Source organism: Marinomonas sp. NPDC078689, from assembly GCF_044542435.1.
Classification (GTDB): Bacteria; Pseudomonadota; Gammaproteobacteria; order Pseudomonadales; family Marinomonadaceae; genus Marinomonas; species Marinomonas arenicola.
On sequence record NZ_JBITUJ010000001.1, the window covers coordinates 327317 to 349636 of the forward strand.

The window sequence follows — 22320 nt, forward strand, 5'->3', positions numbered from 1 at the left end:
GAGTCTGACTTAATACTCACTTTACGTATACATATTTTAGGAGACATTTATGGCTAGTGTTCTCGATAGCGTTAACCAGCGTACCCAGCTAGTTGGGGAGAACCGCCTCGAATTACTGCTTTTTCGACTGAATGGAAAACAGATTTACGGGATCAATGTTTTTAAAGTAAAAGAAGTATTGCAGTGTCCTAAACTGACCGCTTTACCGCACAGCAACCCGGTTGTTAGGGGTGTGGCGCATATTCGTGGTGGCACCATTCCTATTTTAGACTTAGGGTTGGCAACAGGCGCGAGCCCAATGGAAAATATCGGGCAGTGCTTTGTCATTATTACTGAGTATAACCGTCGTATTCAGGGTTTCTTAGTGCGTGGTGTTGAGCGTATCGTGAATATGAATTGGAGTGATATACAACCACCTCCAAGAGGCTTGCTGAATGACAATTATCTTACTGCTGTCTGCCAAGTAGACAAAGAGATGGTTGAAATCATCGATGTGGAACAAATTTTGTCCGAGGTGGCGCCAACTCGTCAGGATATATCTGATGGGATCGTCAACGAAGGCGTGCAAAATAATGCTAAGAAACATCATATTCTTATTGTTGATGATTCGTCTGTTGCCCGTAAGCAGATCAAGCGTTGTATGGAACAAGTGGGTTTTGCAACCACAGTATTAAATGATGGGCGTGAAGCCTTAAACTATCTGCAAGGCATGGTGGCTGATGGTGCGGATGTGACGAAAGAATTTGCCATGGTTATTTCAGACATCGAAATGCCTGAGATGGATGGCTATACCTTGACCACGGCAATTCGAAATGACAGCCGTTTACAGGATTTGTTCATACTCCTTCATACTTCATTGAGCGGCGTTTTCAATGAGGCGATGGTGAAGAAGGTAGGAGCGGATGGGTTCTTAGCGAAATTTCAACCTGATGAATTAGCGCGCTTAGCGATTGAGACGGTTCAGGTTCAAGCGGATTGATACATTGTTATAATCGAGCCGTGTCTCGATGCGCTTTTATTGTCTGCTGCTTTAGGAGTTTTAATGCTCAGTAGTACAAATGCAATTACACCTAATGGTTATCTTAGGTTTAGAAATTTCCTACAAAAGGCTTGTGGTATTTCTCTTAGTGAGAATAAGCAATATCTTGTTGCTAGCCGGTTAGGAAAAACCCTTGAGAGGGAGAATTTTACTAAAATTGAGCAGCTGGTCGACGTGTTAGAGCGTGCCGGCAGTGCGAGGCTCAAAGAAGAAGTGATTAATGCTATGACGACTAACGAAACCTTGTGGTTTCGTGATTCTCACCCGTTTACTATTTTGAAGAATAAAGTGTTGCCAGAGATGACGGCCAGGCCCCTTAAAATATGGTCCGCCGCGTCTTCTACTGGCCAAGAGCCTTACTCTATCAGTATGGTGATTGATGAGTTTAAGTCTCTCAGACCTGGCGTCTTAAAAGCAGGCGAGCGAATTGTAGCAACGGATATTTGTACGAATATTTTGCAGCACGCTAAGCAAGGGGAATACGACAGTTTGGCCATTGCTCGTGGTCTCGGTGCGGATTTGCAGCACAAGTATTTTGATAAAGTCGATGTGTCTACTTGGAAAATAAAACCGCATTTAAGTGCTCGAGTCGATTTTAGGTATTTGAACCTGATTGAGCCATTTTCGTCACTAGGCAAATTTGACATTATTTTTTGCCGTAATGTGCTGATTTATTTTAATGGGGAACTTAAGTTGGATATTTTGAAGCGCATGCACGCTTCGCTTAATCCTGGCGGCTATTTGTTTCTTGGTGGCTCTGAGGCGTTAAGTGGCTTGTCCTCTCTGTTTGAGATTGTGCAATGTCATCCAGGCATAGTGTATAGAGCTAAGTCGCTTTAAAACAAGATTGTACAGATTAAAAGCCCGTACTTTGGTAGCACCAAGGTACGGGCTTTTTTTGTTGCTGTCTGTTTGAGATGCCTTGCCGATTTTTGCCGGATATAAGGTGTTGAATTTTAACCTATTGAATAATAAAGGTTTTTTATTTGGCATCGATATTGCTTAAAGAATGTTAGGTTTTAAGTATTTGTCGTTAGGAGGTGGTGTGGCCATATCATTTAATCAAGCGTTTGCAGGGCATGACAAGATGCTGGAGTTTAGAAGTGCGAGAGCTTCTGTCTTGGCAAATAATATTGCCAATGCTGATACGCCGAATTATAAGGCTAGAGACATCACCTTCGGCTCTATGTTTGACGAAGCGAAAAATAAGCTGCGCTTAGCCAGTGACGACGATCAACATATACAAGGAAGTAGCGCTGCCGATGACGATAGTGGGCTCTTCTACCGGAATCCAAGCCAGCCTTCTTTAGATGGTAATACAGTAGACATGCAGCGTGAGCAGGCGGAGTACGCACAAAACTCCATGCGCTTTGATACCAGCTTTATGTTTTTGGACAGAAAAATTAGCGGCCTGAAAAAAGCCCTCACAGGGAATTAATAGCCATGTCTTTGAGTAATATTTTTACCATTTCTGGGTCTGCAATGAGCGCTCAAACGATTCGTTTGAACACCATTGCAAGTAATATGGCCAACGTGGATAGCGTGGCAAGTTCTGCTGATCAGACCTATCGGGCGCGTAAGCCTGTGTTCTCTCAGATGATGAATGACGAGATGCAAAAGAGTGGCTGGAATGGTGCTGGTGTTGATGACACAGGAGCAGGTGTTGGGGTTAAGGTTGATGGCATTGTCGAGTCTGATGCGCCTTTAAAGCCTCGTTACGAGCCAGATAATCCAATGGCTAATGAAGAAGGGTATGTCTACTACCCTAATGTAAATCCCATTGAAGAAATGGCCGATATGATGTCTGCCTCTCGATCTTTTCAAACCAATGTGGAAATTATGAATTCGGCGAAAAGCATGATGCAGAAGATGCTTACGCTAGGTCAGTCATAGAGGTGAGATATGGCAAATATATCTGAAAACAATGGCTTAAAGAGCCTGATATCTCAATACGGCACGGACGGCGCAAAATCGAAAGCGGGCATAGAAAAGCCGGAAGAGGTGGCGAAAAAAGACGCCACTGGCGGTCTTGCGGATAAAAACGTCTTTTTGAAACTTTATATTGAGCAGTTGAAAGGGCAAGACCCAACAGCGCCCCAAGATACCAATGATATGGTGTCTCAGATGTCTCAATTTAGCTCATTGGAAAAGTTGTCTAGTATTTCGGATCAGCTTAAGAATATGACCACTTCGCTGACGTCAAATCAGGCTGTGGGGGCTTCTAGCTTAGTTGGCAAGTCGCTCATGATGAAGGCAGATAAAACCACGGTTACAGACTCACAAGAAGATGTGGCATTAAAAACAGTGCTGCCAGAGGGTGCTAAGTCGGCAACGTTAAAAATTTACGACGCCAATAATCAACTGGTGCGCACCGCTAAGCTTGATAGTGGGCAGTATGATTGGGATAAGAAAGACGACGCCGGAAATGTTTTGCCGCCTGGCGAATATCGTTTTGCCGCCTCGATCGTGAATGACAAAGGCGAGGTGTCTGCTTTATCGACTCAGCTGCCAAGCCGGATTCAAGGGGTCACGATCAATGGTCCAGACGGTACGGTTTTGAACGTGGAAAATCACGGTAAGGTCAAACTAACAAACGAATTGGAAATATTAGGATAACTGGAGCGTAATATGGGGTTCAATACAGCATTATCGGGTATTAAAGCGTCTGCTGACTACTTAAGCGTGACAGGTAACAATATTGCCAACGCAGACACAACAGGCTTTAAAAAATCGCGCATCGAATTTAATGACCTTTACAACAGTAATGTGTTGGGAGCAGGCAGCAGTAACGTTATTGGTTCAGGTGTTAGCGTTGCTAGCGTTTCACAAGAATTCTCATCCGGTAACCTTGCTTATACCGACAACAATTTAGATTTGGCGGTAGATGGGACAGGCTTTTTTGTATTGGACGCTGGGGCTGGAACTCAGGCCTATACTCGCGCTGGTGAATTTAAATTGAATGCGGATGGTAACTTGGTTACGAATGCGGGTTCTAAAGTGCAGGGTTATAATGCGGTCGATGGCATCATTGGCGGTAACTTAGAGGATATGGTTGTACCCACTGCCCGTATTCCACCTAAGGCGACTTCATCGGTTGAGTTGAAAGTGAACTTGAACTCTGAAGGGGAAGATGTTCCTCCTTATATCCGTGCTGATTTCGATCCTGCCAATCCGGACACTTACGATTATACGCAAACGCAAACCGTTGCAGATGGTAATGGCAATAACCACCTTATTAGCTACTACTACGCTAAAAGTAAAATGCCCAATACGTACGAGGTGTATGCCACGGTTGATGGTAAGTCGACAGACGATACTGGCGCGCCTTTTATGCAGCCAACCTATGCGACATTTAATGGCGCAGAGGCATCGGATTATAATGGTGATGGCGTGGATGAGCCGCCATTCTCACTCTTGTATAGCGGTGCCGCTGAACCAACGGTGACGGACATTGCGAATTTGACGAAGAACCCAATCGCAGCAGGCGGTACTTTGAATGGGGTCGCCATTGCTGGCACGTTGGATCCAACGCTAGTACGTACGCCAGATAATATTGCGCGTCCAGCATTCGATCCAAAAGACCCATCTTCTTACAGTTATGGCAACACCAAAAATGTTTACGATGCGCTAGGTGAGACTCATACCTTGGGTTATTACTTTATTCAGCAAGGTGAAGATAATACCTATGAATTGCGAGCGACGGTGGATGGTAAAGAGTCTTATATTGACCCGACCACAGGCGAAGACAAACGCTACCTTGATAAAGACACAGTAGTGACCTTTGATCCAGCGGGTAATTTGTCGGGCGCTTATAAAGGAATTCCACCTTTTGGTTCTTCTCAGCCTGTTCAGTTGCAAATTCAAGGCTTTGACCCGACCAACCGAAATTCAATTATTCCTGTGGATTTAACAGGTTCAACTCAGTTTGCTCTGGATAGCACAGATGAATTGAAACAGGACGGTTTTTCAGCGGGTGAGTTGCAAGGGGTGTCTTTTGATGAAGACGGTAACCTTATTGCGACTTACACCAACCAACAAACGGCAACACTTGGCCAGTTAGCCTTGGCAACCTTTGATAATACCGACGGTTTGGTGCCAGATGGTGATACGGCTTGGGTGGCAGGGAAAGATTCTGGCCCAGCAAGTGTTGGTCGGCCAAACAGTGGAACACTGGGCAGTGTTCAGGGTGGCGCGCTTGAAGAGTCAAATGTGGATTTGACCTCTGAATTGGTGGCTTTGATAGAGGCACAGCGTAACTATCAAGCCAACTCTAAGACATTAGAGACCGAAAACACGGTCACGCAGACGATTATTAACCTGCGTTAGGTTCACTGAGAACGTTAAAAAAAGCCGTAACACGAACTGTGTTACGGCTTTTTTTTGTCCAATTTTTACTTATTTTTTAATTTCTTACGAGTTGGTACAGTTTTTGATAGTAACTCTAGGATAGAGAGTTGTTATTGAGGGGAAGGGGAATGGATAGAGCGTTATATCTTGCAATGAGTGGTGGGGTTCAAACCATGAACGCCCAGACAATACATGCCAATAATTTGGCTAATGTTAATACCACAGGCTTTCGAGCAGATTTTGAGCAAGCTAGATCCATGCAGGTAAATGGCGACTACTACCCTAGCCGTGTCTATGCTATGACCGAAAACCCTGCTACTCGATACTCTCAAGGTGACATGATTCAGACCGGAAGAAATCTGGATGTGGCGGTCAAAGGAAAAGGCTTTATTTCCGTTTATGACAGTGAAGGCCAAGAAGCTTATACCCGTGCTGGAGATTTACAGATCAATGCAGGTGGGCAACTGGTGACTGGGAGAGGATTACCGGTAGTCGGAAATAACGGGCCTATTTTTTTACCGCCTCTACAAAGTCTTACTATCACTTCTGATGGCTCTATTTCTATTGTTCCTCAAGGTGGCGCTGCGAATGAAGTAGCGGTCATTGATCAGATTAAACTGGTTAACCCAGACACTGATTCAATTCGCAAAGGCGAAGATGGCTTGATCCATTCAAAAACGCCAGGTCAGGTTCTCGACATAGATCCAAATATTCAGCTAGCCTCGGGTTTTATTGAGGGTAGTAATGTGAATGCGGTTGAAGAAATGACGCACATTATGGATCTTTCTCGCCGTTTCGAAATGAGCATAAAAATGATGGACACGATTCGTGAAGACAGTGCCGCATCAGCAAGAATTTTACAGCGTAACGCTTAATTCAAGTCGTTCGTTTTATGTGTTTTCTGTTATCAGTATTTAACGTTTTAGTATTTATAAAAAAGAGGCTTCTATGAATTCAGCGCTTTGGGTAAGTAAAACAGGTTTGAGCGCCATGGATAAACAGCTAAATGTTGTTGCCAACAACTTGGCTAACGTATCCACAACGGCGTTTAAAAAGGACCGTGCTGTCTTCGAAGACCTAATGTATAAAACGGTTCGTGCGCCAGGTGGTCTTAGTGCGCAAAATGCCGAGCTGCCATCGGGTTTGCAGTTAGGTACCGGTGTTAAAGTCGGTGCTACCCAGAAAGATTTTTCTGATGGTGATTTTAATGTTACCGACCGAAAACTGGATGTGGCCATTCAAGGAAAAGGCTTTCTGCAAGTCGTGCAGCCAGATGGCACTATGGCGTATACGCGAAACGGCAGCTTGCAATTAAACAGCGATGGTAACTTGGTGACTTCTAATGGCTTGTTAATCGACCCAGGTATTCAGATTGACCCAGACGTTACTGAGATCGATATTGCCCAGGATGGCGTTGTGTCTGTGAAAAAAGCAGGCCAAACCGACATGCAGCAGGTCGGCGCGATTAACTTGGCTGGGTTTGTCAATCCGACAGGCTTGGATTCCATCGGTGCGAATTTATACACAGAAACCAATGCCAGCGGTCCTGCGATTGTTGGGGCGCCAGGGACAGATTCTCTGGGGACTCTAGGGCAAGGTATGCTGGAAGCTTCCAATGTAAATTCAATCGAAGAGTTGGTGAACATGATTACGACGCAAAGAGCGTATGAAATGAACTCTAAAGTGATTGCATCTGCAGATGGTATGATGAGCTTTGCAATACAACAGCTCTAGGATTGGTGCACGGATATGAACATCAAATTAGCATTTTTAGTGCTGCTCACAACCTGCTTAAGTGGTTGTTTGTCATGGAATATTGATCAGCAAGAAGTGGCTAATGCCGCTGCTGCTGGCGCGGGTGCCGCGGCGGTTAACGCTGTGGCTGATGCGGTAACAGATGACGGTGAAGCAGCCGATGCTGAAGACAAGGAACCGGAAAAAGAAGCGCCTCGTAAAGGCTATGTTCCTGATCCTACAAACCCTATGTCAGGTCCAAAAGTGACGGAACACATTCAGTCGGACGATCCCGCTTATGCACCGGTTTACCCTGATGGCATTGAACCGCCTCAGGCGCCTACTGGAGGCATTTATAAAGCCAGTATGGGCGATGTGTTTTTTGGCGACCAAACCGCCAATAAAGTAGGGGATATACTTACTATTAACCTTAATGAGAGCACGACATCCACTAAGGCGAATACGGCCGCCATATCAAAAACGGCGTCCGCTACGATTCCAGATCCTAAAGTGCTAGGCCAAACATTGAACATGGACACTGATGTGCCGGCACAAACGACAAACTTTTCAGGCAACGCATCCGCGGATCAAAATAACAGTTTAGCTGGCACCATTACGGTTACGGTATATCGAGTTTACCCGAACGGATTGTTGGCGGTTCGTGGTGAAAAATGGCTTAAGTTAAACCAGGGTAATGAGTACTTACGCTTCACTGGTGTGGTAAGAAAAAGAGATATCTCCCCAGATAATACCGTCGAGTCTGGGCGTGTTGCTGATGCTCGAATTACTTACTCTGGCACTGGGGAAGTGGCCGCAGGAAGCGAGCAAGGATGGGTGAGCCGGTTATTAAATTCTAGAGAAATGCCGAATTAACAGGGCAACTGATTTAACCGGTTAGCTAATGCCATTGGGCACTTATTTAATTAGCGAAATAGCGCTTGAGACCAGAGGTCTCAACAAGGGTGATAGACATGAAGTATGTAGCATTAATCTTGACGGCCTTCCTCTCTTTTGGGGTGTTTGCTGAGCGTTTAAAAGACATAGCCAGTGTGCAAGGCGTGCGAGATAACCAATTGTTCGGGTATGGTTTGGTGATTGGTTTGAATGGTACTGGAGACAGTACGCCTTTTACGAACCAGAGTTTTGCGAGCATGTTGTCACGCTTTGGCGTGACGCTACCAGCCGGTGTGACAGCAACCTCTAAAAACGTCGCCGCGGTGTCTTTAACCGCCACCTTGCCGCCTTTTTCAAAGCCGGGTCAAAAAATTGATATTACGGCGTCATCGATTGGTAATGCAGCGTCTTTACGTGGCGGAACACTTTTACTGTCGACGCTGAAAGGGGCCGATGGGCAGGTGTATGCGGTTGCTCAAGGGAATCTTGTCGTGGGTGGTTTAGGTGTTGACGGTGCGGATGGCTCACGTTCTTCACTGAGTATCCCAACGGTTGGCTTGATTCCAAACGGCGCCAGTGTTGAGCGTTCTGTTCCCAACAGTTTTGTGAATGGCGATACGCTTACCTTTAATCTCAATCGTCCTGATTTTACCACGGCCAAACAAGTCACAGATAAAATCAATGGCTTGTTAGGGCCTGGTGTGGCGAAAACCCTAGACGCTACATCGATTCGAGTTACGGCGCCACGAGACTCCAGTCAGCGTGTCACTTTCTTGTCTATTTTAGAAAATTTGGATGTCAAGGTTGGCGAGGAGAGAGCGCGCATCGTTATTAATTCCCGTACTGGGACGATTGTGATTGGTCAACATGTGAAAGTCTCTCCGGCGGCGATTACTCACGGCAGCTTAACCGTTACGATAAAACAGGCGCCACCAGTGCCTGGCCAAGATGGCACCTTGACGGGAGGGGAGACCATATTGTCGCCTCGTAATAACAATGTCCAAGTGGATAAAAACAGTGGGCATATGTTTGTTTTTAATCCAGGAACCTCGCTGAATGATATTGTTCGAGCTGTGAATCAGGTCGGTGCGGCACCGGGTGATGTGATGGCTATTTTGGAAGGCCTGAAAGAAGCCGGCGCGATCAACGCTGATTTTGTTGTGATATAGGTGGCACTATGAATTCTGTTTCTTCTCAAGATTTCTTTGGTAACTTTTCTGCGCTGTCTGATTTGAAGACAAAAGCGCAGAAAGACCCTGAGACAGCGTTAAAAGAGGTGGCTCAAAAGTTTGAAGCCATCTTTATTAATATGCTGCTGAAAAACATGAGAGCCGGTAATGAGTCTATTGGTAGTGGCCTTTTTTCCAGTGCGCAAACCAAACAATATCAGGACATGATGGACTCTCAGATGTCTCAAACTCTCGCTAAAACGGGAGGCATTGGCATTTCAGACGCTCTGATTAGGCAATATGAAGGCAAGGGGAGTGTGTCTGCTCCATCTCATGATGACACGAGTTTATTACATCGTGTATCCCAGCAAGACTTAGTTCGAGTGCAGGCATTGGCGCACAAAGCATCAACGGAATTTGTACAGGCGGTGCAAAAAGAAGTGGCGGAGAAAGCGTCAATTGATTCGGCGAAAAGTAATTTAGCCGGCGTAGCGGCAAGCGATGTCACTAAGCCTTCTGCCCAGTCTGTGGCGTTTGATTCACCAGAGTCATTTGTTAAGGCTTTGTGGCCTCATGCACAACAAGCCGCAGAGAAATTGGGGGTGAACCCTAAGGCCATCTTAGCGCAAGCAGCGTTAGAGACCGGCTGGGGAAAATACCCAATTGCGAAAGAAGATGGCAGTGCCAGTTTTAACCTTTTTGGGATTAAGGCAGACAGTCGCTGGCAAGGGGATCGAGCTGTCGTAAATACCTTAGAGTATCGGGATGGTATCGCGAAGCGAGAAAAAGCGGCGTTTCGTGCTTACGATTCATTTTCTCAAAGCTTTAATGATTATGCTGATTTTTTGAGCGCCAGTGATCGTTATAAGGATGCCTTGGAATCGGGTGATGATGCGTCTAATTTTGCCGCATCATTGCAGAAAGGGGGATACGCAACGGATCCCAAGTACTCGGATAAAATTAATCATATTCTGTCCAGTAAGTGGTTTGAGTCCCTATAGTCACGGCTGGTGTGATTTTCACGGTTTGGTAAAGTTCTTGCGGTGCTTGCCGATAGTTTATTAAGCAAAATGCTTTTTCATGTTCTAGAGGTGTGAGCGATGGGCTCTGGTTTATATTCAATTGGTTTGTCGGGATTACAGAGTAGTAGTGCTCGTATTAACACGACAGGTCAAAACACAGCCAATGTGGATACTGAGGGCTATAGTCGTCAGAAAACCACCACAGTTAGCTCGCCAACGGGCGCGGTTAGGATTCAAGACACCTCACGAATAGTTGACAAGTTTGTTAACGATCAGGTGCGCTCAGACACGTCTACTCATTCTTATTACGATACATACCATTCTATGATGTCGGCTTCAGACGGCCTTTTGGGTGAAAACAGTGTCTCATTAAATAACTATCTCGATAAGGCGTTTAAATCTCTGCATGAGGTCAATAATGACCCGACGTCCTCTTCTCTTCGAGAGCTTGCCCATTCAAACTTAAAAGGTCTTACCGAGCACTATCACACCTTATCTAAGTTGGTTGGAGAGCAAAAAACAATTGCGGATAAGCAAACGCAGACGTCGTTGGGTGAGCTGAACAATCTGACCTCTCAAGTGGCTCACATGAACAGTCAAATTTTGCAGGAAGAAACGGGTTCCACATCCCCTGCGAATGAATTGAGAGACCAGCAAGAGCTGTTGGCTAAAAAGATATCTAATTACGTCAATGTAAAAGTTCAATATGCGGACAATGGTGTGATGACCATTCACCTTGGTAGTGGTCAGCCACTGGTTATGGATCAAAATGCGACCGTATTGAAAGCCATCCCCGATCCTAATAATCCAAGCCAGAAGAAGCTGTTTATTGATTTTGGTAAATACGACGTGGCGGCGAAGACCGAGCATCTAGGTGGCTCCATTGGGGCTTTGATGGACTACCAATCAGAGTTCGCAGAGAAAAGTGATCGAGAATTAGGTCTGAATGCAATTTCTATTGCCGATGCAATGAACAAACAAAACACCTTGGGATTAGATGCCAGTGGTGCGTTCGGTAAGGACTTATTTAAAATTGGCGACATCAAGGTTTATGGTGACTCTGCCAACAAAGGCGAGGCCGATAACATTGCCGTGCATGTTGCTGACGGTCAGTCAGCAAATCTGGCGCTTGGAAATTATGAACTGTCTAAAACGGATACCAATCAATTTACGGTGAAAGTATTCGACTTGGATGGGAAGCTGAGTCAGAGGTCTGCTGTATTAGACCTCAATTCAGCGCAACCAGATAAAAATGGAAACTATCAAATAGATGCGTTGGGAATCAGCGTGCATCTAGGTGATTTAAAAGATTACGAGTTACATGATACCTACCGTTTTTCACCCACTGATGGGGCGGCTTCAGGGGTGAGTTTGTCGGCCAAGAATGGTGACGACATTGCACTGAGCGCGCCATTGGGTGTTAAGACGAATCCCAATAATTTGTCGGATGCAAATTTAAGTGTCACTTCGGTTACGAATACTGATCCGAGTAATTCGGCGTTTTCGATGAATGGCGAGCTATACCCGGTGGCGCCCCATAGTATTTATTTTACATCAGACAATGCCTATGAAGTACGAGATGGACAAGGCAATGTGCTTGCTTCAGTGAATGATGCACAAGACTTCAACGACTTGTTGGGCAAAGCAGGGTTGGCTGAAGAGGCTGGTTTTGATGTTTCTGTGTCGTCTGCCCCTAAAGCCGGTGATGAATTTAGCATGAGCATGGGAGACCTGGGGCCTGCAGATAACTTTAATGGCTTACGTTTGGCCGATTTGCAAAACCAGTCGTTGGTGTCTGGAAAAACAACGTTGGCGGAATCTTTTTCTGATTTGGTTACTTCGGTTGGTAGTAAAAGTGCCGCTTTAGAAACCAATAGACAGTCTAGTGAAGTGGTGATGAATCAGAGTGTTGCGAGACGTGATGAAGTTTCCAGTGTCAGCTTAGATGAAGAAGCTGTGAACTTATTGAAGTATCAGCAATCTTATTCAGCTGCTGCCCAAGTTATTACCGCAGCGAGAACAACCTTCGATGCGTTGTTAGGGGCTGTGAGGTAAGTTTATGAGAGTCACAAATAACCTAATTTATGGTCAATCCAGCCAGGCGATTTCAAAAGCAAATGATCGCTATATGGACATTCAGAATAAAATTTCTGAGCAGACAAGTATCGTCAAACCCAGTGACAATCCAGTTGGCACTGGGCAGGTATTGCAATATGAAAACAGTACCAGCCAGCTTAAACAGTACGATGGCAATATGAAAATGGCGAAAAGTCACCTTGAGTACGAAGAAGTGGCTTTAGACAGTTTAAATGGCCTTCTTGATGATGCTAGAACCTTGTTCATACAAGCTGAGAATACGGCAAACACTCAAGATGACTTAAATGCTATTACTGAGCAGGTTTCCAAAATGGTTGATTCCATGGCGGACTTAATGAATTCAAAAAGCGCTGATGGCAGTTATATTTTTGCTGGCACAGACATTAAGAGCCCAGCGTTTACTTTGAGACCGGATGGTCGTTATGACTGGACGGGCAATGAAGGCCAAAAGTTTGCTCAGATTTCAGAAAATAGAAAAATCCCGATCAATGACACCGGCAAACAGCTTTTTCAAGATGTGTGGACGCGCAATAACTTCACTGCGACCTTGTTGGCGGGAAATGTATCCTTGAGTGCCAAGGTGCATGATGAAGGGGATTTTGATAATTTCCTGAGCAAAAATTACAGCGCAACAAGTGGCGTGGCGAATAACTTTGTATTGACGACGGTACCGCTAGGTGGGGCGGATGCTCAAGCAGCGAATGCTGAGTTGCCTCCGCAAGACGGTTCAAAAGTGCCTTTTTACGGAGGACCTCCAGGGCAATATTCGTTAACAGACTCTGCGGGTAATGTTGTCTCTTCTGGCGTGTATGAGCCGAATCAACCCTTGATCATTAATGGCATGTCGTTTGTTATCAAAGGGGCGCCGGGGGCGGCAATTGAAGTCTCTTTGAATCCACCTAAACGTGACAATGTATTGAACCAGTTGAACGATGCGATTGCTGTTTTACGTGATAAAACAGCCACGCCCGATGAAAAAGAAGCGGCTTTTCATGATGCTCAAGTGAGCGTTGTTAATACTCAGACTTCAATCGGAGAAGGTCGCTCTGCCGTCGGCTCTCGCTTAAATACATTGACTGAACGAGGCGATTTTAGTTCGGCCAATCAATTATCAAATATCATGGCCCAAGATAGGGTCGCTGGGCTAGATATGGGTTCTGCAGCAACGGAGTTGTCGATGGCTGAATCCGCACTTACCTCTTCCCAAAAGCTTTTTTCACGAGTCAGTAATCTGTCTTTGTTTAATAAAATTTGATTTTAAAACTCAAGGTGATCAGAAATGTCTTCATTTCAGATAGAGTCATGCTTTGGGGCTGAAATCGGTGCTGGATATTTTGATATCGATGAAATACTCGATATTTTCAAAATAAAAAATGCAGTTGTTAACCATAAACGTGCTAAAAAACTAATTCTTGAACATGGACGTAAAGAACGCATTGTTAGTGTGGTTCTACGACAGTTGGCGCTCGATGAAGTACGCCCTGTTCTTGAAGGAAAAATGCTTCCTTTTGATCCTTATTTTAATGACGATCAGTTGTTAAATAGTCGACAGGATCGATTATACGATGCCCAAGAGCGCTTCCTTATGTTGTGTTTTTCTATTGCAACGGGCAAGTCGGTTCGTAGTCTTAAAAAACTGCATGAGGGGTTGTCGTCTAAAGAATGGCGAGATAGGTCGATAAAAGGCGGGAATTTATTTCGCTATTTTCGACAAGAGCTCAACGATAATACACGTGAATATATTTTGTCTTATAAGGCGAGGTTAGAGTCTATCGAGCCTGACCAAGACATTAGAAAACGTGTTATTAATATTCCCTCTACCACGCTAGAGCCAGAAGTAAATATTCCGTCTCATGCGACTAAGCCTGTGCTTATTGAGGATGACGTTGCAGAGAGAGCTAAGCTCGAACCGACGGCGTTTAATGATGAAGTATTAACCGCGCTTCGATTGTTTGAAGATGGTCACCTGTTACTGCTTGAGCAGGTGGAGCGCTTTAAACAAGGCGATCGGCTGGATATGGGGAGCCTAAAGCAGTTTTGTACTCGTCTTATTGAGTCTTATACAAGAAATCCACACGCCTTAATGGCCATAAGGCACATTAAAGATTCCTCAGCGTACATTGCACAGCATGCTATGGGAATGGCGGTGTTGGGTGTTCATTTTGCGAGAGCCATGAAGCTGTCAGAGTCTTATGTTGATGTTATTGCATTGGGCGCGCTGCTGTTTGATTTAGGGCGTTTTCGCTTGCCAACCCCGATGGTGAATAAAACCACTAAGATGACGGCTGGCGAATTTGATTTGTTTCGTAAACACATTCAGTTAGGCGAGCAAATCATTAGGCGCTCCGATAATATCTCTAAGGTGATTTATCATATGTTGCTGGACCACCATGAACGAGTGGATGGTGCTGGGTATCCGAAAGGTAAGCAGGGCGAAGAGATTTCAATCTATGGCAAGATCGCGGCCATCATTGATGCTTACGATGCTTTGACATCAGAGCAGGTTCATCAAAAGTCAATGGGACCGGCCCAGGCAAGGCGACAACTTATTAAAGAAGCGGGGTTGGCATTTGATAAGCGTTTGCTGGCCGTCTTTCTGAAAAATATTGGTCGCATCCCCGTCGGCTCGTGTGTGTCTTTGTCTAATAGACGAATTGGCTTTGTGCTGACTCTCGGCCATGATTTTCAGCCTGCGCTGGTGCGACAAGTTTACAGTGCGAATAATAAAGCGTTTATCGCCTCTACCGACATTGACCTGTCTAAGCCAGGAACAAGCGTTAAGGTAGAAGGTGAAGTGGACGCTCAAAAATTTGGCCTGCAGTTCATTAAACATCTTGTTTGATGGCTGCGTTAGGTCGTTGATAACCATCTCCTTTCTTTGTGTTTCTCTTTTGTACCTTAGCTTTAGTAAATAAATCTTAAAAAAGATTAAAAAAAAGTTAAAGGTACAAAGGCGCTTGCCGATAAATAAATCATACAGGCAAACAACCAAATAACTAATTAAATCAAACGGTTGTTTTCCAAGATTTTAATGTTTAGGAGAGAAACAAATGGCTTTATATGTAAATACAAACACGTCTTCCTTGAATGCTCAGCGTCAGTTGATGCAGTCTGGAAAAACTCTAGATACCGCTTTTCAGCGTTTGTCTTCTGGTCAGCGAATCAATAGTGCCGCAGATGATGCAGCAGGTTTGCAAATCAGTGACCGATTAACCTCTCAGGTTAATGGCTTGAACCAATCAGTACGAAATGCCAACGATGGTATCTCCCTTGCACAAACAGCAGAAGGGGCGCTAGACGAAACAACCAACATGTTGCAACGTATGCGTACCTTGTCTATCCAGTCTGCAAACGGATCCAATACCGACAAAGATCGTTCAGCTCTTCAGCAAGAAATGTCTCAATTGTCGAAAGAAATTAACCGAGTGGCTGATACAACCACATTTGGTGGACGTAATTTGTTGGACGGTACTTACGCCGGTGTGTTCCAAGTAGGTGCTGATGCGAACCAAACGATCAGTTTTACAATGGAGTCTGGTGGTAGCGCTAACTCAATCGATTTTGCAGGAAACGGTGGTTTTACCATGTCTGGCTTGTCTGCAGGGTCTTTAACACCTCAAGTCTCTGTGTCGACCGCTTCTGTATCTAGCATGACCAATGCACAAAGCATGATTTCTGTTTTGGATACCATGATTTCTGCAGTTGATACAAAACGAGCAGAACTGGGTGCGGTACAAAACCGATTCAGCTCTACGATCAACAACTTGAGCAATATTACAGAAAATGTTGCTGCGGCTCGTTCTCGAATTAAAGACGCAGATTTCGCGGAAGAAACCGCGTCACTAACCAGTGCGCAAATTCTTCAGCAAGCGAGCAGCAGTATGCTTGCACAAGCCAATAAACGTCCGCAAACGGCATTGTCTTTATTGGGTAACTAATCAGATCCATTAGAGCGGTACGTTTGTGCCGCTTATTTTATTGTTTCGGATTTGCTTTCGAAGCAAGGTGGCTTCTCTCTCCTAGAAGCTGCTTTTAGCCAGGTGAGAATTCTGTCATCTGGTTTTTTTATGTCTAAATTTTACCCAGATTAGACATTTAACTAAATGTTTATAAACAAAATAAACATGATGTTTTTCAATATCTTAGGCATAAAACCACCCTTTGCGTGGCGTGTTTTTGCCTATATTAGGTAAATAATTGCCATAAATTGCTAAAGTTTTTTAAAGAGACGTCGATATCAAGGACGAGTACTGCTTTTTCGCAGGATTTCTGAAATCTTTGGAGGCTATATGGCTCTTTATGTAAACACGAATGCCTCATCTCTTAACGCTCAGCGTCAATTGATGAGTTCAGGGAAAACGTTAGACACAGCTTTCCAGCGATTGTCTTCTGGTAGCCGTATCAACAGTGCTGCTGATGATGCTGCTGGCTTGCAAATTTCGGATCGATTAACTTCTCAAGTTAATGGTTTGAACCAATCTGTACGTAACGCGAACGATGGCATTTCTTTGGCGCAAACCGCTGAAGGTGCATTAGACGAAACAACAAATATGCTTCAGCGTATGCGTACTTTGTCTTTGCAGTCTGCTAACGGCTCTAACACTGATAAAGATCGTACTGCACTACAGCAGGAGATGGGTCAGTTATCGAAAGAAATCAACCGTGTTGCATCGGATACTACTTTCGCAGGTCGTAACCTGTTAGACGGTACTTATGATGGTGTCTTCCAAGTTGGTGCAGATTCTAATCAAACCATCAGTTTTAACATGAAAGACGCTGGTGCGAATGGATCTATCGACTTTGCGGGTAACGGTGGTTTCACCATGTCCGGTTTGTCTAGCCAAGCATCTTCTCAAGTCAGTGTGTCTACTGCGTCTGTTACCTCTATGGCCAATGCTCAAAGCATGATCAGCGTTCTTGACTCGATGATCTCTGCGGTTGACTCTAAACGTGCGGAATTGGGTGCGGTGCAAAACCGTTTCGGTTCAACGATTAACAACCTTAGTAACATCACAGAAAACGTATCTGCAGCTCGTTCTCGAGTGAAAGATGCTGATTTTGCTCAAGAAACTGCGGCGCTAACAAGTGCACAGATTTTGCAGCAAGCTAGCTCATCGATTCTGTCACAAGCAAACCAACGTCCTCAAACCGCGTTGTCTTTATTGAGATAGTTCTTTCGTTAAGATAGTTCTAACATAGCTAAAAGCTGGGGCAGTGCCTCAGCTTTGTCTGTTTTTAGGAGACTTGGGGTATGTCGATTAGTTCTAGTGATCTTTCTAAACAAGCTTTCCACAGTATGTCGCTTAGACCAGAGCAACGTGCTTCCCATGAATTTACCGCTCGAAAGCAACTTGAGTCTAAAGTTGTCCAAGCTCTGTCCGATACAGATAGGGTAGGCAGTAATACACCACAAGGGCAAGGTCCTTCCCCTACGGTTGAGCCTAACCAAATTGAAGAAATGAACAGCAAAATGACACAATTGAATGTGCGTTTGTCATTTGAAACCACCGAAGATGGTGGCAGAAATATCATTAAAGTAGTCGATCAATCTTCCGGGGATGTAGTGCGTCAGATTCCTACTGAGGATTTTTTGAAAATGTCAGAGCGAATCGATGATATTATTAGTGAGCTAAGTGATGTTAAAGGCACCTTAGTGAACAGTAGGGTGTGATATGTCGTTTTGATGATGTCTAAAAGATCAGGAGAAAAGCTATGGCGGTTGGCTCATTGGGTGCTGGATCAGGTGTTGATCTAGAGTCACTTGTTAATAAAATGGTGAGCGCTCAGAGAGATGATAAGGTTAAGCTGTATAAAAATACCATCCAAGGCTACGACTCGAAATTATCAGCGTTAGGGTCTGTTGGATCAGCCATCGACACCTTCAAATCTACCGTAGAAAAGCTAAATGATAGCGATCTTTTCACTGGTCGTAATGCCATTGTTGATCAACCTGATGACAAGAAAGTACTTGATGTAAGTGCAGACCGAAACTCTTCAAACGGCTCTTATGAAATCAGTGTTAATCAGACTGCAAAAGGCAGTCGAGCTTTATCTACACCAGGGTTATTCAGTTCAGCCGATGATGTGATTACCGCTCGCGGTGGTAAATTAACCTTTAGTGCTGGAGATAAATCTTTTACGCTTGATGTACCGCCTAAAACAACACTCTCCCAATTAAGAAAACAAATAAATAGCGCAGAAGACAATTTCGGCGTGTCGGCCAACTTGGTTGATAACGGTGAAGGAAATTTGTTTTTTACGATTACCTCGGATAAAGAAGGGGATGGCAGTTCTTTACGCATCTCAAACGTACCGACTCCCTTATCTCAGTTGGCTATTTCGGATTCCTTAACGCAAGATGAAAAAGACGCATTAGAAAAAGCACCGACTAATGCCAGTGGTTTGTCTTTAGACAGCGTATCTACCGAAGGTTTGTCAGCAGGTATGTCTGTGTCACTCAATGATCAAGCGCGAGACGCTGTGATTACGGTAGATGGCATTCAGATTCGTAACGACAGTAATACGTTTGATAAAGCGGTGTCTGGCTTATCAATAGACGCACTTGCTCTAACGACCAAGCCAACAAAGGTGGATGTTAGTTATGACGAAGAAACAGTGAAAGAGACGATTAAAAGTTTCGTCTCTTCTTATAATGATCTTGTTGGCGTTTTAGGTCGAAGTGCTGCGAAAGGCTCTGTCTTGAATGGTAATAGCATGATTCGCAACTTGCAGTCATCAATGACCAGTAGTTTCATGATGAGTCATTCTAATACTGGCAAGCTAGCTTCTGTTTTTGACCTTGGCCTTAAAATGGGCAGTAAGGGGACCTTGAGTATCAATGAAGCTAAGCTTGATAAAGCAATAAGCCAGAATTATGACGAACTTCCTGACTTATTTACCGGCACTGGTGGCGTCGCTGGGTCTTTGGATAAATTGCTGAACAGTTATACCGGCAGAGACGGTATGAATCAGGCGCTTAAGGATTCCATCCAAAAGTCCAAAGATAACACAGAAGAAACCTTGCAATCTTATGAAGATCGCATGACCAAATACGAAGCTTCTCTACGGGATAAATTTACCAACTTAGGCTCACAACTTTCTAATATGAAAGCCCAGGGCAACTATTTAAATTCCACACTAAATAATCTGTAACAATGTTTTAACTGTAACAAAACGGGGTTGTGTATGTACGAGAAAAAAGGGATTCATGCTTATAAAAAGGACTCACTAAAGTCTGATTTGGCCTCTGCAGATCCTCATCGAGTCATTCAGCTCTTAATGCAAGGTGCCTTAGAGCGGTTAGCACTTGGTAAAGGCTGTATTGCGCGAGCTGATTGGGAAGGAAAGGCCGCAGCACTGACAAGCGCTGTTGAAATTATTAATAGCTTACGCGATGCCTTAGACCGCGATGTTAATCCTGAGTTAGTCGATAATCTTGAGTCTTTGTATGACTACATGACGGCTCAAATTACTGAGGCGAGTGTGAAGAAAGATACCGCGATTCTTGATCATGTAATGGGTCTTATCTTACAGATCAAAGGCGCTTGGGACCAAATTTCTGATATGGACAAACAGAAAGCCTACGAAGAAAGAAATCAAGCCAGAACAGGAACGGTTTAATGCTGGATGAGGCTTACCTAAAACGCTCGATTACGATACTAGAAAAAAGCATCAAGGAAAAAGACAGTCAGGAAATACTGCGCTTTTGCGAAGAAAATGATGCTTTTATTCGCTCTATCGAACCTTCAGGTAATGCTCAAATAGACTCTCAGATAAAGGTCTTTATACAGCTACATCAACAAGCGATTATGCTTATTCAACACCTACATGACACCATGAAAGAGCAGCTTTTTCAGTCCACCAAAACACGCAAAGGTGTTAGTCAGTACAAAGGCGTCAAACATGCTAAATGAGAGCTCCCCTGTTTCTGTTGAGCAAACAGAAGAATTTATTTTGCTTTTTTCTCAAGGTTTAGCGCGCATTAAAGAGCATGACCAAGTTCTTACTGAGCGTTATCTTAAAAATATGGCGTTATTTGCCAGTGTTATGCCGCACATATACGACGAGTTTGTTCACTTCCAGCCGACAAAAAAACATATTTACATGGAAGCTTGCGGCGACTTAAATTTATTTCGCGAAGACATTGCCGCGCCTCTGTTTTCCCAACAACCAAGAGCGCAGTCAGAGCGAAAAATACTGTCATCGTTGGCATCGCCTAATAAAACCTTCCTCAATTTAAATAAGACTGATAATCACCCAAGTCGCCATGTGTTTTATAGCAATAAAATGATGGACGTGATGGCTGAGCAAAAAAAAGGTCTAGAAAAGCAAAAAGGGCTACCTGCATTTGTGGGTTCTGCTGTCTTTTTTGGGATTGAGCTGGGCTACCAACTAGAAGCGTTTCTAGCGCGTCAGGACGTCAAACACCTGTATTTATATGAATGCGATTTAGACTATTTCTACTATTCATTGTTTGCCATCGATTGGCAGCCAATATTAGAAGCATTCAACTCGGATGGCCGTACCATACATTTTTTTCTAGGTGTGGAGCCTGAAGAGTTTACCGAAAAGTACATTCTTCAATTGGCTGAAAATGGCTATTTCATGGCCCCTGAGACGTTTTTGCACGTGGCTTATGGTAGTCCTGAAAATGACAGCGCCATTGCTTATTTTCAAAAGCACTACGCTCGACAGGTCATGGGATGGGGCTTTTTTGATGATGCGTTAATTGGGATTGCTCAAGGACTGCGTTCTCTACCGAACACTCGATTGGCGGAATTTAAAGGCCGCGACGCATTACCAAAGTGGGTGACAGATGTCCCTGTGTTTATTTTGGGTAATGGCCCTTCTTTAGACCAAGGCATTGAATTGGTTAAAGAAGTCCGTGATCAGGTTTTGTTAATTAGTTGTGGTTCGACGATTAATACCTTAAAAAAATTGGGCATTACACCGGACATTCATGTGGATATTGAACGCATGAAACAGACGGTGGACAAGTTCTTGTTTCTTGATCAAGACTACCTTGATCAGATTTGGGGATTGTCGGTAGATGTCATGCACCCTGAATATTTTCAATACTTCAAGCGCTCAGGAATGGCGATGAAGCCAGGGGAAGCCATTACTTCTCTGATCCTAAATCAAGCCCGTGCCCAAGGCGATACTAAAGACTATGTACAGCTTAATTTCTGTAATCCAGTTGTAGCGAATTTGGCACTGTCTTACGTTCAACTATTTGGCTTTAACACTGTGTATTACCTTGGTGTGGACAATGGCTTTAAAGACAAAGGCAGTCATCACTCGATTCACAGTGGTTACTATAAAGATGGAAAAGAATCCGGTTTTCAGAGCTTCCAAGACGCCACGTTAATTGAGCGAGAAGGGAATTTCGGTGGTGTTATATACGGCACCAACATCATGGAAACGTCTCGAGTTCAGCTAGAGTCTCTGACGCGACAGCTTAATAAGCGCCGAGGGTTTAACAGTTATAACTTGTCTGATGGCGCGAAAATGGAAGGCGTTGAGCCGCTCCGGCCAGAAGATGTGATGATTTTAGATCCTAAAGTTGATCATAAACAGATTGTCGATTTACTTGATAAGGCATTTTTTACCGAACCGCCTGAGAGTATATTAAATCAAACCCCCGAAGCACTGATCTCGGTAGAAGATTTTCGTAAGGTCACTCAATTGTTGATGCAAGGCTGGGACGACAGCGTCACGTCCCGAGCGGCTGTGTGCGATTTGCTATGGTCTCATCATCGTACTATTTACTTCTTGAAAGGCAGTGTTCATAGGCATATTCAAGATTTATTAATTGGCTCTTTCACCTATTCGGCGTTTTTGATCATTAAATTTATTTTTGAGTATGAGGATGAAGCGGAAGCCGTTCGTCGTGCGCAAAATTTATTTTCTGTTTGGTGTGAATTTCTGGAAGAAATGCCGAGTTTAGTACAGCAAGCGTCTGATTTTGTTGACCAGGGAAATGACCATCTTATTACTTTTTATAATGGCTAGCGCTTAA

General features: G+C 44.2%; 21 protein-coding genes. All 21 read left to right on the plus strand.

Annotation, left to right across the window (positions count from 1 at the left end; all coding sequences use genetic code 11):
• Window positions 1–49 precede the first annotated feature (49 nt).
• The 21 genes from ACIGBN_RS01455 (at window position 50) to ACIGBN_RS01555 (ending at window position 22313) form a co-directional block, all read left to right on the plus strand.
• A complete protein-coding gene (locus ACIGBN_RS01455) occupies window positions 50–979 on the plus strand; it encodes a chemotaxis protein CheV (protein WP_133001812.1) in 930 nt (309 codons plus the stop codon).
• Between the two features lie 63 nt (window positions 980–1042).
• Window positions 1043–1879: a CheR family methyltransferase gene (locus ACIGBN_RS01460; protein WP_396663251.1), complete on the plus strand. Its 837-nt coding sequence runs from the start codon at window positions 1043–1045 to the stop codon at window positions 1877–1879.
• Between the two features lie 205 nt (window positions 1880–2084).
• Complete coding sequence (gene flgB, locus ACIGBN_RS01465; RefSeq protein ID WP_133001810.1) at window positions 2085–2477, plus strand: flagellar basal body rod protein FlgB; 393 nt, start codon at window positions 2085–2087, stop codon at window positions 2475–2477.
• Window positions 2478–2482: 5 nt separating this feature from the next.
• Entirely contained in the window at window positions 2483–2932 is a 450-nt protein-coding gene (flgC, locus tag ACIGBN_RS01470; RefSeq protein WP_133001809.1) for a flagellar basal body rod protein FlgC, read from the plus strand.
• Between the two features lie 9 nt (window positions 2933–2941).
• Entirely contained in the window at window positions 2942–3655 is a 714-nt protein-coding gene (locus ACIGBN_RS01475; protein ID WP_133001808.1) for a flagellar hook assembly protein FlgD, read from the plus strand.
• A gap of 12 nt (window positions 3656–3667) precedes the next feature.
• Entirely contained in the window at window positions 3668–5365 is a 1698-nt protein-coding gene (locus ACIGBN_RS01480) for a flagellar hook-basal body complex protein (RefSeq protein WP_396663254.1), read from the plus strand.
• 149 nt (window positions 5366–5514) lie between these two features.
• Complete coding sequence (gene flgF / locus ACIGBN_RS01485) at window positions 5515–6261, plus strand: flagellar basal-body rod protein FlgF (RefSeq protein WP_133001806.1); 747 nt, start codon at window positions 5515–5517, stop codon at window positions 6259–6261.
• Between the two features lie 73 nt (window positions 6262–6334).
• Window positions 6335–7120 (plus strand): flagellar basal-body rod protein FlgG, encoded by a 786-nt coding sequence (gene flgG, locus ACIGBN_RS01490; protein WP_133001805.1) that lies wholly within the window; start codon window positions 6335–6337, stop codon window positions 7118–7120.
• A gap of 15 nt (window positions 7121–7135) precedes the next feature.
• Window positions 7136–7993, plus strand: coding sequence for a flagellar basal body L-ring protein FlgH (locus ACIGBN_RS01495; RefSeq protein WP_133001804.1), 858 nt, complete (start codon window positions 7136–7138; stop codon window positions 7991–7993).
• A 98-nt stretch (window positions 7994–8091) separates the two neighbouring features.
• Window positions 8092–9183, plus strand: coding sequence for a flagellar basal body P-ring protein FlgI (locus tag ACIGBN_RS01500; RefSeq protein ID WP_133001803.1), 1092 nt, complete (start codon window positions 8092–8094; stop codon window positions 9181–9183).
• An 8-nt stretch (window positions 9184–9191) separates the two neighbouring features.
• Complete coding sequence (flgJ, locus tag ACIGBN_RS01505; protein WP_133001802.1) at window positions 9192–10184, plus strand: flagellar assembly peptidoglycan hydrolase FlgJ; 993 nt, start codon at window positions 9192–9194, stop codon at window positions 10182–10184.
• 99 nt (window positions 10185–10283) lie between these two features.
• Window positions 10284–12260 carry a flagellar hook-associated protein FlgK gene (gene flgK, locus ACIGBN_RS01510; protein ID WP_133001801.1) on the plus strand — a complete coding sequence of 659 codons (1977 nt, stop codon included), beginning with the start codon at window positions 10284–10286 and terminating at the stop codon, window positions 12258–12260.
• A gap of 4 nt (window positions 12261–12264) precedes the next feature.
• Window positions 12265–13557 carry a flagellar hook-associated protein FlgL gene (gene flgL / locus ACIGBN_RS01515; RefSeq protein WP_133001800.1) on the plus strand — a complete coding sequence of 431 codons (1293 nt, stop codon included), beginning with the start codon at window positions 12265–12267 and terminating at the stop codon, window positions 13555–13557.
• A 24-nt stretch (window positions 13558–13581) separates the two neighbouring features.
• Entirely contained in the window at window positions 13582–15144 is a 1563-nt protein-coding gene (locus ACIGBN_RS01520; RefSeq protein WP_396663258.1) for an HD-GYP domain-containing protein, read from the plus strand.
• 208 nt (window positions 15145–15352) lie between these two features.
• The gene (locus ACIGBN_RS01525) at window positions 15353–16240 is read left to right on the plus strand and encodes a flagellin (RefSeq protein WP_133001798.1); all 888 of its coding nucleotides are present in this window, start codon (window positions 15353–15355) and stop codon (window positions 16238–16240) included.
• A gap of 351 nt (window positions 16241–16591) precedes the next feature.
• Window positions 16592–17473: a flagellin gene (locus ACIGBN_RS01530; protein WP_396663261.1), complete on the plus strand. Its 882-nt coding sequence runs from the start codon at window positions 16592–16594 to the stop codon at window positions 17471–17473.
• Between the two features lie 80 nt (window positions 17474–17553).
• Window positions 17554–17973 carry a flagellar protein FlaG gene (locus ACIGBN_RS01535; RefSeq protein WP_133001796.1) on the plus strand — a complete coding sequence of 140 codons (420 nt, stop codon included), beginning with the start codon at window positions 17554–17556 and terminating at the stop codon, window positions 17971–17973.
• A gap of 41 nt (window positions 17974–18014) precedes the next feature.
• Window positions 18015–19454 (plus strand): flagellar filament capping protein FliD, encoded by a 1440-nt coding sequence (gene fliD / locus ACIGBN_RS01540; RefSeq protein ID WP_133001795.1) that lies wholly within the window; start codon window positions 18015–18017, stop codon window positions 19452–19454.
• Between the two features lie 33 nt (window positions 19455–19487).
• Window positions 19488–19922 (plus strand): flagellar export chaperone FliS, encoded by a 435-nt coding sequence (gene fliS / locus ACIGBN_RS01545; RefSeq protein WP_133001794.1) that lies wholly within the window; start codon window positions 19488–19490, stop codon window positions 19920–19922.
• Window positions 19922–20215, plus strand: coding sequence for a hypothetical protein (locus ACIGBN_RS01550; protein WP_133001793.1), 294 nt, complete (start codon window positions 19922–19924; stop codon window positions 20213–20215). Before fliS ends, ACIGBN_RS01550 begins: the two co-directional genes overlap by 1 nt.
• Window positions 20205–22313, plus strand: a complete 2109-nt coding sequence (locus ACIGBN_RS01555) for a 6-hydroxymethylpterin diphosphokinase MptE-like protein (protein WP_396663264.1) — start codon at window positions 20205–20207, stop codon at window positions 22311–22313. The genes ACIGBN_RS01550 and ACIGBN_RS01555 overlap by 11 nt, the downstream gene beginning before the upstream one ends.
• The last annotated feature ends 7 nt before the right edge of the window (window positions 22314–22320 follow it).

What these genes read in the sequence shown, in the direction of transcription:
- flgK (WP_133001801.1), top strand. Translation starts at nt 10,284, where the DNA reads ATGGGCTCTGGTTTATATTCAATTGGTTTGTCGGGATTACAGAGTAGT.
- ACIGBN_RS01530 (WP_396663261.1), top strand. Translation starts at nt 16,592, where the DNA reads ATGGCTCTTTATGTAAACACGAATGCCTCATCTCTTAACGCTCAGCGT.
- ACIGBN_RS01555 (WP_396663264.1), top strand. Translation starts at nt 20,205, where the DNA reads ATGCTAAATGAGAGCTCCCCTGTTTCTGTTGAGCAAACAGAAGAATTT.
- ACIGBN_RS01475 (WP_133001808.1), top strand. Translation starts at nt 2,942, where the DNA reads ATGGCAAATATATCTGAAAACAATGGCTTAAAGAGCCTGATATCTCAA.
- fliS (WP_133001794.1), top strand. Translation starts at nt 19,488, where the DNA reads ATGTACGAGAAAAAAGGGATTCATGCTTATAAAAAGGACTCACTAAAG.
- ACIGBN_RS01520 (WP_396663258.1), top strand. Translation starts at nt 13,582, where the DNA reads ATGTCTTCATTTCAGATAGAGTCATGCTTTGGGGCTGAAATCGGTGCT.
- flgF (WP_133001806.1), top strand. Translation starts at nt 5,515, where the DNA reads ATGGATAGAGCGTTATATCTTGCAATGAGTGGTGGGGTTCAAACCATG.
- flgL (WP_133001800.1), top strand. Translation starts at nt 12,265, where the DNA reads ATGAGAGTCACAAATAACCTAATTTATGGTCAATCCAGCCAGGCGATT.
- flgC (WP_133001809.1), top strand. Translation starts at nt 2,483, where the DNA reads ATGTCTTTGAGTAATATTTTTACCATTTCTGGGTCTGCAATGAGCGCT.
- fliD (WP_133001795.1), top strand. Translation starts at nt 18,015, where the DNA reads ATGGCGGTTGGCTCATTGGGTGCTGGATCAGGTGTTGATCTAGAGTCA.
- ACIGBN_RS01550 (WP_133001793.1), top strand. Translation starts at nt 19,922, where the DNA reads ATGCTGGATGAGGCTTACCTAAAACGCTCGATTACGATACTAGAAAAA.
- ACIGBN_RS01525 (WP_133001798.1), top strand. Translation starts at nt 15,353, where the DNA reads ATGGCTTTATATGTAAATACAAACACGTCTTCCTTGAATGCTCAGCGT.
- ACIGBN_RS01495 (WP_133001804.1), top strand. Translation starts at nt 7,136, where the DNA reads ATGAACATCAAATTAGCATTTTTAGTGCTGCTCACAACCTGCTTAAGT.
- ACIGBN_RS01535 (WP_133001796.1), top strand. Translation starts at nt 17,554, where the DNA reads ATGTCGATTAGTTCTAGTGATCTTTCTAAACAAGCTTTCCACAGTATG.
- flgJ (WP_133001802.1), top strand. Translation starts at nt 9,192, where the DNA reads ATGAATTCTGTTTCTTCTCAAGATTTCTTTGGTAACTTTTCTGCGCTG.
- flgG (WP_133001805.1), top strand. Translation starts at nt 6,335, where the DNA reads ATGAATTCAGCGCTTTGGGTAAGTAAAACAGGTTTGAGCGCCATGGAT.
- ACIGBN_RS01460 (WP_396663251.1), top strand. Translation starts at nt 1,043, where the DNA reads ATGCTCAGTAGTACAAATGCAATTACACCTAATGGTTATCTTAGGTTT.
- ACIGBN_RS01455 (WP_133001812.1), top strand. Translation starts at nt 50, where the DNA reads ATGGCTAGTGTTCTCGATAGCGTTAACCAGCGTACCCAGCTAGTTGGG.
- ACIGBN_RS01500 (WP_133001803.1), top strand. Translation starts at nt 8,092, where the DNA reads ATGAAGTATGTAGCATTAATCTTGACGGCCTTCCTCTCTTTTGGGGTG.
- ACIGBN_RS01480 (WP_396663254.1), top strand. Translation starts at nt 3,668, where the DNA reads ATGGGGTTCAATACAGCATTATCGGGTATTAAAGCGTCTGCTGACTAC.